We start from the raw sequence: 12533 nt of genomic DNA, 5'->3' as shown, positions 1-12533 counted from the left end.
CGAGCGCCATGCGCTGCGCGGCGACTTCCATCAAACGGTTGCGAAATTCCACGGGTATGGCGATCGAACGACGTTCGGGCCTGTGTCGAGACCCTCGACGGCGGTCATGTCAGGCCTCGGCCGGCGCCACTGGCGTCGCAAACTTTTCCGTCAACAACGCGCCTCCGCCTGGAATCTTTGCGTCGAGTCCCAGCTTGTCGAGCATCCGCCGCGTCGTGCACACCGAGGTCGACGTCACCGGAATGCCAAGCCGCGCCTGGATCACATCGATAGCCGGCAGCGATTGCATCTGCACACAGGCCGACGCGACAACGACATCGACATTCGCCACGTTAAGCGTCCCCACATCTTGCAGAAGCTGCATAGGATCACGCCGTCCCACGTCCAGGTTATCGGGAATCTCGAATGAGAGCGCGTCGACCACCTCGATCCCTTCGCTCTCGATGTATTCCACCACCAGTTTGGTCAGCGGTTTCATGTAAGGCGCCATCAATGAAATTCGGCGGGCGCCCATGATCTTCAGACCTTCTATGAGCGCTCCCGCTGAAGTCATCACCGCCGCATCGCACTGATTGGCTTTGACCACCTCGGCCAACTCCCTCTCCACTGTGCGGTGATATCCCGGTCTCATGGCCATGATCGCGACAAGACAGGCGGTGCTCATCACGTCCATGCGGGCATCGGCGAGCTCCGCGGCGCATCGCAAACCTTCCTTGTTCATGGCGACGAGTTCCTCCTTCGTCACCTTGTGCATGCGCATGCGGCTCGAATGAAACGTGAAGCGTTCCGGCGCCAGCGTTTCACGGAGCCGTAACAAGGCGGGCACTTCGGTTTCCATCGTCGTGTTGGAACTCGGCACGATCTGGCCGATCCGGTAGGCGATCTTGCTCATGTCAATGATCCTGTCTGGAAGGTGAAACATTCGCCGCGGCTTCGGACTCGATGGTCTGCGCGATGATCCGGCGCATGGCGGGCTTGTCGACTTTGCCGACCCGCGTGACCGGAAACTCATCCACGATTTCGATCCGCTCCGGACACTTGAACTTCGCGAGTCCCTGCGACGAGAGGAAGTCGATCATCTGCGGGATATCGGGCGCGGCATGTCCTTCACGGACGATCAGAAACGCGCAGCCCTTTTCTCCGTAAAACGGATCGGGCATCGCCACGAGCTTTGCGTCCAGCACCGCCGGGTGGTGGCTCATCAACGCTTCGACTTCCTCGGCACCGATTTTCTCGCCACCGCGATTGATGTTGTCACGCAGGCGTCCTTCGAACGAAAAGTAAGTCACGCCGTCGATGACATGTGCGCGCATCATGTCCCCGGTCCGGAAGAAACCCTTCGACGTAAAGGCTGTGGCATTGGCCTCGGGCGCGTTGTAGTAGCCTCTCAGGCTGGACGGACCACGAAAACACAGTTCACCCATTTCGTCCTGCGCGACCGGCGATTCACTGTCGGCATCGAGCAGAACGAGTTCGTCATGTTCGCAGCCTGATCGCCCATGCGTGTGATGACGCACGAATTCGCCGGCAGCCGGCCCCGAACCGATCAGCAATCCTTCGGTCGTGCCGTACATGTTCGAACTGGTCACGCCGAGAAACGCTTCGAGCCCTTCGGCCCGGGTCAGACAGAAGAACAGCTTGAGCGACGACAGGTCGTAGTCGAGCACTTCGGCGCACGCCATGATCTGCGGCGCGACCGGTCCGATCGAAACGGCATGCGTCACGCGATGTTGCTCGATCAGCTCCGCCATTCGCACGATATCGACCTTCGGCATCAATACGGTGGTTTGCCCGAGGGATATCGTGGGCACCAGCGCATACAGATGGGCTGCGTTGTGAAGCAACGGCAGTGACCAGATCAGCGTGGCGTGTTCGCCCGCCTCCACGTGCCTGGACCAGGCTTCCGCCTGCGCGAGGTATTCGGCATGAAAGCGCGGGATGATCTTGGGCACCCCGGTCGTGCCGCCAGAGAGCTGGAAGCTCAACACGTCTTCCGAGCCGATGTGCACACCGCTCAGAACGGCCCTCGCATCAGCCAGCGAGATCGACTCCAGCAATGCGGACATCGAATGCGCTCCCGCCGGCGCGTCACCGCGCGCGACGACCAGATGTTTGAACGACGGATGCTCGACGCACATCTTCTGCGCAAAGCCGACCAGGTCGAACTGTCCCACGTCGGCCTGGACGAAATACGCTTGTGGCAACGACAGGCTCGCCAGCTTGCCGATTTCGACCTCGCGGTACTGCGGCAGCGCGCAGACCGGAACAATGCCGCTCTTGTAGCAAGCACACAAAGCCAGTGCGGTGTCGATCGTCGTTCCCATCTGGAACACGGCGCGCGCTCCGGGTTCGAGTCCGAGTTTGAGCAAGGCCGCGGCCAGACGGTCGCTTTGTTCATCCAGCACGCGGAACGTGATGCTGCGCTCGTCGCTGATCAATGCCAGCTTGTCGGGAAGGCGCTGTGCCGTCTCTGCGAGCGCCTGGCCGAACGTCCTGTCGATCCACGCTCCAACCTGAAAATAGTGCTGAGCAACCGACGGCTCGCAATACGCGACGCCTTCGAGCGGATAATGGATACCTGCCATGTCTGTCTTCTCGAGTCGACCCGTTCTTATTGTTCGACGATGCGAACGCGGTCTTTGTCAAACGTATCGATGCGCCCGCACAACCCGCCGGTGAACAATCCATACCAGACGGCCGGTTTCAAACCTAGCTCCTTGCGGTTGAACTCGAGCGCCTCTTTCGATTCAATCAGAAAGTAGCCCGGCGACGGCTGTGATACGCGATAACCCGGATTGCGCCGCGCTGCATCAACCAGGCTTGCAAACTCCGCCAGCGCCGGCACGAAAATGCCGGGGCCTTCGCTCTTTACGCCGCATTGCCCACTTAGTAGTCTGCCCTTTTCCTGCCATACCGCGTCGATCCGCCGGACCTGGCCCTCGTGACTGGTCGCAGCCTGTTCCGCCATGATCGCGGCCTCCAGGGTAAGCGCCGCATCCCGCGCGTCCAGCGATTGCAGTTCGCGCAGCTTGACTGTGATCTCGATGAAATAGCCGTTGGGGTCGCGAAAGTAGATCGATTCGATGACTTCGTGCTGAGTTGTCGATGAGACTTCGACGCCCTTGGCCTCGAGCATCTCCTTCCAGGCCAGTAACTGTTCGGCACTGTCGGTGAGCCACGCGGTGTGCGTCGCATCGAATACGTGGTCGTCTGGCGTGGGCGGCATTAAGCGGCGCTCTTGCGGCCGTGGTTCGCCCAGATAATAGAAAAAGGCGATGGTGCTGCCGTTGCCGCTGTCGAAGAAGAAATGAAGAAAGTCCGGGTGGCTCTCCGGGCCCCAGCCTCGCGCGGAAATCGTGTGGACGAGCGGCAGACCCAACGTGTCGCGATAGAACTCGATGGTTTCGCGCAGCTTCCACGTCGGGCGCGCCGTGTGATCGACGCCCGACAGCCTAAGCGGTACTGATTGATTCATTCGTCAACTCCCGAGTTACAAAAAAGACCGTTCATGCAGCCATGCGCCGACCGCTCGCGCGGCAATTGCCCGCCCGGGTTCATCCCCGTCATCCAGCGGTCTGCCGTGATGATCGCCACGCACGCGAACGTGGGTCTTATCGTTCGAACCGATACCGGCAAAAATGTCGGCAATGGCTAATGGAAAAGTAGTTTGATCACCGGTGTATTCGACCAGCAACGAGGGCACGGTGACCGAGGGCACGGTGCCTTCCAGCGCCGCATTCGACGACAGACCGGACCATGTCGAAAGCCAGGACCCCGGAGAACACAAGCGTCCAAACCCAACCGAACCATAGTTCGAGACGACCGGATTCGGCGACCACAGCGAACCGGGCTTACGGTCCGACGGATCGAGCGATGCGTCCAGGCAGCGTAGGTCGGCGTCCGTCCGCCACACGGTCATGACCGGCGTGTGATTGGCCTCAAGCTTCTGCCGGCGAGTGGCAAGCTTGTCCTTCACGGCTTGCCGCGCGTCCTGGCGCACGGCGATCAACTGCCGGGCCATCTGGTCAAGGCGCGCTACGCGGTCCCGCTGCGCATCGCGATAGCTGGCGACGAACTCAGCGCTATAGCGCGTCGCGCCGGGTTCGCGGGAATAGCCGTTCTCGGGGTTGAACGGGTTCAGCGTATCGTCGATCGATAACGCATCGCCTTCGTCGGTCACGGAAGGATCAATGCACCCCATCAATAAGCGGCCCTGCCCCGGATGCGGCGCCAGATAGATCATGCCGTCCACCATCAGCAGGGTCGCACTCGCCAGATGGGTGGCGCGCCCACCGGGTGTCCTCGCGATCCGGTCTTGTGCGGAAAGCGCCGATTGCTGGATGTAGAAGCTATAGAGTCCGGAACCGCCAGAATTGCCGAGCAACACGATACGTTCGAAGCCTGCCTCGCGCAGGTAGCGCAAGCCGGCCGCGACATCGTGCAAGGCAAGTTCATGCTCGAGCCGGAGGTCATTGCCGACCGAGCGAGCCGCCTGCGCCCAAACCGACGCCCCCGCGCGCAGCAATCCGGGAATCAGATAGTGGAACGTGAAGTTCTCGCGCGGGTGCATCAGGCAAACGACTGTTTTCGTCGATGCACCCCGATACAGAACACCGCAGGTGGCCGCGCCGTCTTCGGTGCGCAGCGTCGCGCTGGTCTGCTGCGTGGCAGGCGGCAGCGCATCGGGAAACCAGTCAATCGTCAACGCGTGAGGACGTTCGAGAATCGCTCCGGCTGGCATATTGCTCATATCAAAGTCTCCGTATCTATTGACGTCAGTATAGCTTTTTTGACGTAGTAGTCAAATCTTTGGCGAAAAAATCTGGCCGTGTCTCGAGTGTCGCCTTGATGGGCATCCCCCAACGCCGATCAGTTCAGCGAGTGGCAGTGGATCACGACCCGGTCGCGGATTCCCGCCTATCCGTTCTGATCCAGCCACGCGCGGACGACGTACACGCGACGCCCGCATCTTCAGGCCCGTTGCTGCCATTTGCGAAAGCGCGAAGCAGACTGTCGAGCCTGTCGATACCCGATCGACAACGTCACGCTTCGTACGCGTTCGGCCTGAACTGTCTCGGGGTTGCGCCGACAAGTTTACGCATCATTCTTCTTAGGGCCGTTGCGTCGCTGTAGCCTACTTGTTCAGCAATCTGCTCGACGGTCATTCGACTCGTGGCAAGCAGCATGCGCGCCCTGCCAAGCCGAACGCTTTGCAACAGATCCTGCGCGCTACGCCCCGTAGCGGCCCGCACGTGACGCGTGAATGTTCGCTCCGACATGCAAAACTGCGCCGCCAGCTCCGCCAAACCGGGCAGTTCAGGTAGCGCGGCCTCTGCATACGCGATGACCTTGCCGATGAGCTCACTCCCGCTGGCGAGCAAAGACGGAGAGATGAACGGTGCCTGCGCCTGCCGGGCATCGACAAGAAGCACACGAGATAAGGCATCCGCTAGCGCCGGACCGAACCTGTCACGGAGCAAATACAAGAGCAAATCGGTTTGCGCGAGTGCTGCGCCTGCTGTCACGACTTGGCCGTCTTCAATCACCATGCGGTCTGCATCGACAGTGCAGCCTCTATCCAAACGTTGAAGTAGCGGCGCTAGCCACCACGACGTTGTCGCCCGGCGTCCGGCTAGCAGACCCGCCGCCTGCAGCAGGAAAACAGCAGAACAGGACGCCGCGACGATGCCGCCACGCCGCGCATGAGCCCGTAAAGCCTTAATTGCCGTCAGCGCGTCGTCTTGTCCCAAACGGCCCGGAATATCGAGCGGGCTTTCCAGCCCTAGCCCCGGCACGATCCAGATCGAGCCTTCGGCGCGCATGGTCTTCGGCAAAGGTTTCGCATCGATTGCGAGGCCATGCCCGAGTTGCACCCTGTTGCCAGCAGTCGAGTAGACACGCCATCGAGGGGGCGCGACGCCGACGCGTGCTGCCACCGACGCCGCAGCCGACAGAATGTCGAGTGTTAGCGCGACGCTCGAGGGATAGGCGCCGCCAAGAACGAGAATCGTGAAATCACAGAATGGCTGGATACGCATGAAAGATGTCCTGACAGACACTCGGATTCTGCGCATCCCCGGGCTTTAATGCAAGCTCCTGTACACAAATCATAAATGAAGAGGTTCAGTTGCCAAACATTCTCGTCAAGCTCCCCAAGGATTCCTTTCCCGACTCGCATCGCGACACGCTAGTACGCCTGCTTAATGACGCGGCTGCACGTGCAGAACAGATTCCCGACGACCCGAAGAAGCGCAGCTTATGCTGGGTCGTGATAGACGAAGTCGCGCCGGGATTCTGGACGTGCGGTGGCACAGATATGACAGCACAGCTTTTGCCGTGCATTGCGATGATTTATCTACCGGCTGGCGTACTTGACGCAGCCACCCGCGCCCACTACGTCAGCCTGGTCCACGATGCCTTCAGGCAGGCCTTACCCCCTGCGGACCGACGCCGGCTGGTTACGTCTGTGATCGTGCACGATGTCACGGAGGGCTCATGGGGAGTCAACGGCGCAATCTGGCGCCTCCCGGACTTCGCGGAAGCGGCCGGCTTTTCCCACCTGAAATCACTTTGTCATGCTAACTGACAATGCGATCGGGCGTTGCCGGCAAGATGATCATCCTGTGATCTGTTGCACTGTCATTCGGTAGCCGGTCAACGTCCGACGTGAGCGGCTAGCCGAAGAGTCTGCTTTTCCCTTGCACGCTCACGCCCCTATCCAGATTGCTACGCTTCGTGAAATAGCGGCCTGGTGACTCGCCGAACGCCTTGCGGAACATCGCGATGAAATTGCTCGGTGTCGCGTAGCCGAGTGCCTCGGCTACGCCCGCAACGGCCTCCCCGTTTGCGAGCCGTTCGAGCGCCAGCGCGAGGCGGGCCTGTTGGCGCCATTGCACGAAACTCATGCCCGTCTGCGCAAGGAAGTGCCTGCGCGCGGTTCGCACCGGGAGGCCGGCCCACAACGCAAGCTCGGCAAACGTTCTCTCGTCATCCGGATGCTCAATCAGAAGGTTCGCTATCGCGAGGAGCCGCCGCTCGGCCGGCATGGGCAGATGGAGCACTTCGTGCCGGGAGAGACGGATTTCGTCGAGCAGCACCGCAACGAGGCGTTCCTGCTCAGGCTGCAGAGGGTTCCGGCTGGTCCAGCTTGCCGCCCGGCGCACAAGCGCGCGCAGCATCTCGCTGACACCGATGGCGCATGGATCTTCCGGCAAGCCGGCGGTCACGTCCGGTCTTAGCATCACGCCCCAACCACTCAACGCCCCGCTCACGCTCGCCTTGTGATCGACGCCGGGCGGGATCCAGCCGGCGCGATGTGGCGGCAGCAGCCACGACCCGCGCGCGGTGCGAACGCGGACCAGGCCGCTCTCGATGTAGAAGAGTTGACCGCGCACGTGGCGGTGCCAATCGTATTCCCGCGTTCCAAGCCGGAACTCGTTTTCAGGCTCATCAGCGCCCCAGAAAGCAAAAAGCGCTGGGCCATCCGGACGATCGCTCTGATCTGACATGCGCTCACTTCCCCCGTTCGAAATTGGCCATTTTTCATTGTTTATCGTCCTACTGTCATTATCAGGCTACCACGGTTGGCGGTTAGCCTTGAAAGCATCCGAGGAGTGGAATGGCCGCGCTTGATCCGACTGGGAGGACGGATGCAGCATGCGCATTTTCTTCGTCGCATGTTTGTCAGCCAATAGCCATACAGCCCACATCCCCAACAGAATGGGATATGCCTGCCGTACAGGGAGGCATGCGTGGTTGCCGCAAGCAGCCGTTCCTGCAAAAGGAAAATCGTATGTTGATGCGTGACACAATCCCGACCGCCCTGAACCGGGGATCCGCCCTTCTTTCCGAAGACCCGCTGGCCACGGCCTCGCTGAAGACCTTCCACCATACGTTCGACATTTATCTAAAGGACTCGAACGCGTTCATGAATACGTATTTCTCGCGTTACTTCGAGTGGCAGGGTGTTTGCCGCGAGCGGTGGTTTCACGAGTGCATACACAATGACCTGCTGGGTTCGGACGGCATGTTCGTGACCAAACGCGCGCACCAGGAATACGTCCACGAAACCTTCCCGTTCCAGCATGTGGATTGCTACCTGAACACGGTGCAGGTCAAGCAGTGCTCGGCCTACCTGCTGTTTCGCTTCTGCGTGGATGGGCGCGAGGTTTCGCAGGGCTACCAGCAGATTCTGTATGTCGGACGGGACCGGAAGATCAGGCGCTTCCCGGAAGGGATCGTCGAGCGAGTCAAGGAGTATGAACTGCCGGTGACGGCACTGGCCGCCCGATAACAACGCCTGACTTTCGCCGTTGACTTTTACTATTAAGCGTAACCACTAACGTGCAACCTTAACTTTCACGCCTGACGCCGGCGCCTGGAACGCGCCGGCGATTGGCTCAGTGCGCGGTCCGCCGGCGAGCCGGGTACCGGCAATCGCACGGTGAAAGTGGTGTGCGCTTCGCGCATCGAAGTGCATTCGATACTGCCGCCCAGAAGCTCTGCCGCGCGGCGGCAGAATGCGAGCCCCATTCCCGCGCCGCTTCCGTGCCGCTTGGTCGAAAAGAAGGCGTCGAAGATATGCGGCAGCACATCGGGCGCGATACCCGGCCCCGTGTCGCGGAATCGCAGCACACAAAAGCCTTGCTCCTGAACCGCGCTGATGACAATCTCGCCCTCGCCGCTCACCGGAATAGCGTGCAATGCGTTTTTCAGCAGATTGAACAGGACAAAAACCGCCAGCGTGTCCGAGCCCGAAAAGCACAGGGTGGCGTCGATCGGTGCCACGGTCACACGCGCACGTTCGTCGCCACGGAACGGATAGCGCTCCAGCGCCGACGCCACACAGTGCAGCATGGAATGAGGGCTAAAACGGGTGCGGTCCAGACGATCCAGCGTAAAAGACGCGAGCGCCATTTCGACCATCGCGCTGGTGCCCGACACCTCCCGTCTGATCGCAGTGGCAAGCTGGCTGACACGTTCGGACTGGCCGGAATGCACTTGCTCGTCGTAAAGCCCATGCGTGACGGCCAGCCGGTACCCTTTGAATACCTGGGCCCACACGCTGGAGATTTCGTCGGCGTGCATGGCGATCGTCGCCAGCGGCGTCGCGATTTCGTGCGCGATGGTCGCCGCGAGCGCATAGGGGTGAATCAGGTGATAGCGGACAATCGTGATCGCGAGAAGCCCCAGGCTGAGAGCGATGAACAGCACACCCGGCGGATAGAACGCGTAGCCATAGTTGACCGCGTAGTCGACTGCCGCGAACGAGTATAGGCACAGGCTGGCAAAGCAGAGATCGAGGCGCCTGCGCGCCTGGCCGCCACCCTGCTTGCGAGCCGCGAGCAGAAGCTGGCCGCTGCGGCCGGCGAGCAATACGGTCTGCACCACGTGCAAAGGATGCAGCGGCCCGGCGCTCGGATAGTAGCCGAAGAAGTAGTGCCGGTAGCCGGCGATCACTTCGTCGCCGGGCAGCAGCGCGGCCAGCACAAGACACATGCCGTAAGACGCGAGCAATACCGGCTGCTCGCGGCGCCTCGCCGCCACCTCCGTGACGAAGTGATAGAACGTGGTCGGCAGAAAGAGAATGAAGAGATAACCGACCCGGACCAGCACGCTCGCAATGTGGGGATCTTCGGTCTGGAACAGCAAGGTCCATGTGCCCTGCCACGCAAACGTTGCCGCGCACATCAAAAGGAATGGCGCTGACAGACGCGTCACGCCTTGTGTGATGAGTACGTAAAGGCCGAACACCACGAACAGCGCAGACACAAAGGCAGTCGGAATGGCGTACATGTGGCTCAATGTGTCTGCAAACGTTGGTCTATTCCGGCATTGTTATAGTGGCGTACGCGAAGGGGCCAACCCGTCATCCGCGAGTTGGCTGATTCCGGTCACTCCGCCATTGCGCAAACGTCCGTGTGCTCAAACCCACGTCGGCCGGGTCTATGCGGGTCCAGCAATAGAAAGCGTCGTCCCAGTCCGGGATGGTTTGCGGTTTGACTGTCCTGAAGTGCGTTTCGGGACGGAAGGCCAGGTGCGGCCAGAAAACAGGCATCGACTCGCGCACCGCCATTTTCCTCAACAGATCCGCCGGCCCACTCTCATCGGCCAGGATCTCCGCCTGGGAGATCCAGTCATTCTCAGCCCACGCAAGGAAAACGCTCGGATTGCCCGCGCGGTCGAACATCAGGATGGCATTCTGCTCCGGACGCCAGTAATACTCGACGATGCCTTCAGCGGCCACCACCGCGTCGATGACCTTCCTCGTTCGCGGATCGCAATAGGTCGTGCCGTTTTCGCCTAAGCCCAACCAGCCTGCCTCTGAACAATGCCTGCCTTTGGCGTCTTTCAGAAAATGAACCAGTCTGCTGGCTGAATCCGCATCCGTTTTTCTCAGATACAGATCGACGATTCCGGCATTGAAGGCCTTTACCGCGACGGTCTCATCCGCGACGCCGGTCAGGAGCACCTTCGTGCAACGCAAATTGGATATGGACGAAAGGAATTCGACGCCGCTCATCCCGGGCATGTCGTAATCGACGACAACCGCGGCCACCTCCGCGAATCGGGAATCCCGGGCCAGGATGTCGCGCTCCGCCGAGCTTTCGACAAACCGCTCGAGGCCAGTCTCGCTCAGACAGGCCGACGCCGGCGCGAACTCCAGCGAATTCTCGCGGGCATGTTTGCGGATGAAAGCGAGTGCGGTTTGAGGCCGCGTGAAGAACAGATTGGTTGAAATATCCGGAAAGAATCTGCGCAATGCATCAAGATAGCTGTCGTTGTCGTCCACGAAAACGACAGAGGTCGGATAGAAAACAGGGGGGCGAATAAAATTGTTCATGTTTTTACGTGGAATATGTGGCGCGCCTTGCGCCGGCTGACACGCTGGCTCCTCTCACGCTGGCTCCCGGGCCGATTCCCGCTGAACCATATAGTACAAGGGTCTTTGCATGAACAGTGCAAACTTGCGCAACCTTTCCGCCATAGTATGCGAATGGGATAAAAAGGTTTCAGCTGGTCGATAAACGCCGCGCTCGCATCACCAGCGCGGCTTTTTCGCGAGCAGCGGGGTCATGGCAATGAGACCCAAAACGGGGCCTGGCAAGAGCAGCCAGGCGACGTGCACATCGAGCGCGTGATACGCGCTTGTTGACCAGAGAATTGAGCAGGCCGACAGGAAAAAGCCAAAGCTGTTTTGCAGGGTCAGCGCGCCGCCGATTTTGTCCGCGGGACACGCCCGCACGGACAGCGCCGAGAACTGCGGCGAGTCGGCCACCACGCTTACCCCCCAAACGAGCAGCAAAGCGAGTTGCAGCGAAGCGCCGAGCGTCGAAGCCAGCGGATAAACGGCGCATAGCGTACCTGAAGTCGCCAGTGCCAGTGCCGCCGTGCGCGCGCTGCCCGCCGACCGGCTCAACATGCCGCCTAATACACAGCCCGCCGCGCCGATGCCGATGATCGCGAACGACCAGAACGCCACCGCGCTGGCCGATGGCTGCACTGCCCCCGTCAACGCGTGTTGCACGAAGAGCGGCGTGAGCGTCCAGAACGCATACAACTCCCACATGTGGCCGAAGTATCCAAACGCCGCGGCCCGGAACTCGCGGATTCTGATCACCTCCCACACGCCGCCGGACAACGCCGGGCGACGCGCAGCGCCAGCGCGTGCATGCGGCCCTTCGCCGAGCATAAACACCAGCGAGGCGCCGACCACGGCGAGCCCGGACGACGCCAGCACTACCGTCTGCCACGGCACACTTGAGAACGCGGCACGAATCGCATGCACGGACGCCGTGCCGAGCGTCAGCATGGCGACTAGCAACGCAAGCGTTTGCGCCGCGCGCCCCGGCGCCCACGACACCAGCAATTTCATACCCAGCGGATAGATACCGGCGAGCGCCACACCCACGCCGAAGCGGAATACAAGTGCCGAACCGAGCCCCGCACTGCACAGTGCAAAGAGCGCATTCAGCGCCGCGCCGATCAGACCGCAGAGCGCGAACACGCGGCTTGTGGGCACACGATCGGCGATCCCGGTCGTCGCCGAGAGCAGCGTTCCGACAATGAAGCCCGCCTGCGTCGCGTTCGTGAGCCAACCTATGCCGGACGCGCTGAGATGCCAGCTCGCCTGCAATTCCCGCATCGCGCCGTTTGCGCTGAACCACAACGAGGTCCCGAGCAACTGCGCGACGGCAATCACCAGCACCGCGCGGTTCGCGGCGGCCGCCTGCCGGTCTGCCCGGTCGATCTCCAGTTCGTCCCTCACGCCGTCTCCTTCTGACTGCTTGTAAGCTCCACGCCGTACAGCGATTTTGCCAGGCTTTTGAGCGACGCCCAAGATTCGTGAACGTAGGCACGAGCCAATCATAAATTCACAGTCTATTGTCGCCTGCTCCGTTTGCCAGCGGCTCGGGCATGAAACACTCTCCAGGCGATTGGACCCATTCTCTGGATAATCCATCCAGGGCACGGGAGCTTATTTTGCGCCAGATGCCGCGTAGACTTGAATTCCCCGAACATCGAGGACATTC

At 60.9% G+C, this 12533-nt stretch carries 11 protein-coding genes; 2 read left to right on the top strand and 9 right to left on the bottom strand.

The window, feature by feature from the left end; genetic code table 11:
• Positions 1-109 precede the first annotated feature (109 nt).
• The 5 genes from GNZ12_RS17285 to GNZ12_RS17265 all read right to left on the bottom strand — a co-directional run bounded on the left by GNZ12_RS17285 (position 110) and on the right by GNZ12_RS17265 (position 6038).
• On the bottom strand, positions 110-892 hold the full coding sequence (locus GNZ12_RS17285) for a maleate cis-trans isomerase family protein (protein ID WP_328806024.1): 783 nt from the start codon (positions 890-892) through the stop codon (positions 110-112).
• Position 893: 1 nt separating this feature from the next.
• The gene (locus GNZ12_RS17280) at positions 894-2585 is read right to left on the bottom strand and encodes an AMP-binding protein (protein WP_172311852.1); all 1692 of its coding nucleotides are present in this window, start codon (positions 2583-2585) and stop codon (positions 894-896) included.
• Between the two features lie 26 nt (positions 2586-2611).
• A complete protein-coding gene (locus GNZ12_RS17275; protein ID WP_172311850.1) occupies positions 2612-3475 on the bottom strand; it encodes a VOC family protein in 864 nt (287 codons plus the stop codon).
• A 15-nt stretch (positions 3476-3490) separates the two neighbouring features.
• Positions 3491-4750, bottom strand: coding sequence for an alpha/beta fold hydrolase (locus tag GNZ12_RS17270; RefSeq protein WP_172311848.1), 1260 nt, complete (start codon positions 4748-4750; stop codon positions 3491-3493).
• 292 nt (positions 4751-5042) lie between these two features.
• A complete protein-coding gene (locus GNZ12_RS17265) occupies positions 5043-6038 on the bottom strand; it encodes a GlxA family transcriptional regulator (RefSeq protein WP_172311846.1) in 996 nt (331 codons plus the stop codon).
• An 89-nt stretch (positions 6039-6127) separates the two neighbouring features.
• Between GNZ12_RS17265 and GNZ12_RS17260 the strand changes: the two genes are divergently transcribed.
• The gene (locus GNZ12_RS17260; RefSeq protein WP_172311844.1) at positions 6128-6586 is read left to right on the top strand and encodes a tautomerase; all 459 of its coding nucleotides are present in this window, start codon (positions 6128-6130) and stop codon (positions 6584-6586) included.
• Positions 6587-6674: 88 nt separating this feature from the next.
• On the opposite strand, the gene GNZ12_RS17255 is transcribed toward GNZ12_RS17260, so the two are convergent.
• Positions 6675-7508: an AraC family transcriptional regulator gene (locus GNZ12_RS17255; RefSeq protein WP_172311842.1), complete on the bottom strand. Its 834-nt coding sequence runs from the start codon at positions 7506-7508 to the stop codon at positions 6675-6677.
• 284 nt (positions 7509-7792) lie between these two features.
• On the opposite strand from GNZ12_RS17255, the gene GNZ12_RS17250 reads away from it, so the two are divergent.
• Entirely contained in the window at positions 7793-8293 is a 501-nt protein-coding gene (locus GNZ12_RS17250; RefSeq protein WP_172311840.1) for an acyl-CoA thioesterase, read from the top strand.
• A gap of 65 nt (positions 8294-8358) precedes the next feature.
• Here GNZ12_RS17250 and GNZ12_RS45295 read toward each other — a convergent pair whose 3' ends face one another.
• The 3 genes from GNZ12_RS45295 to GNZ12_RS17235 all read right to left on the bottom strand — a co-directional run bounded on the left by GNZ12_RS45295 (position 8359) and on the right by GNZ12_RS17235 (position 12268).
• Positions 8359-9795 carry a sensor histidine kinase gene (locus GNZ12_RS45295; protein WP_172311987.1) on the bottom strand — a complete coding sequence of 479 codons (1437 nt, stop codon included), beginning with the start codon at positions 9793-9795 and terminating at the stop codon, positions 8359-8361.
• A gap of 73 nt (positions 9796-9868) precedes the next feature.
• Positions 9869-10843, bottom strand: coding sequence for a response regulator (locus tag GNZ12_RS17240; protein ID WP_172311838.1), 975 nt, complete (start codon positions 10841-10843; stop codon positions 9869-9871).
• Between the two features lie 198 nt (positions 10844-11041).
• Positions 11042-12268 (bottom strand): MFS transporter, encoded by a 1227-nt coding sequence (locus GNZ12_RS17235; protein ID WP_328806022.1) that lies wholly within the window; start codon positions 12266-12268, stop codon positions 11042-11044.
• Positions 12269-12533 lie beyond the last annotated feature (265 nt).

It is taken from the genome of Paraburkholderia solitsugae (assembly GCF_013177695.1).
Lineage (GTDB): Bacteria > Pseudomonadota > Gammaproteobacteria > Burkholderiales > Burkholderiaceae > Paraburkholderia > Paraburkholderia solitsugae.
The sequence above is the reverse complement of the archived record's forward strand: the minus strand, read 5'-3'. Positions and strand labels throughout refer to the sequence as shown.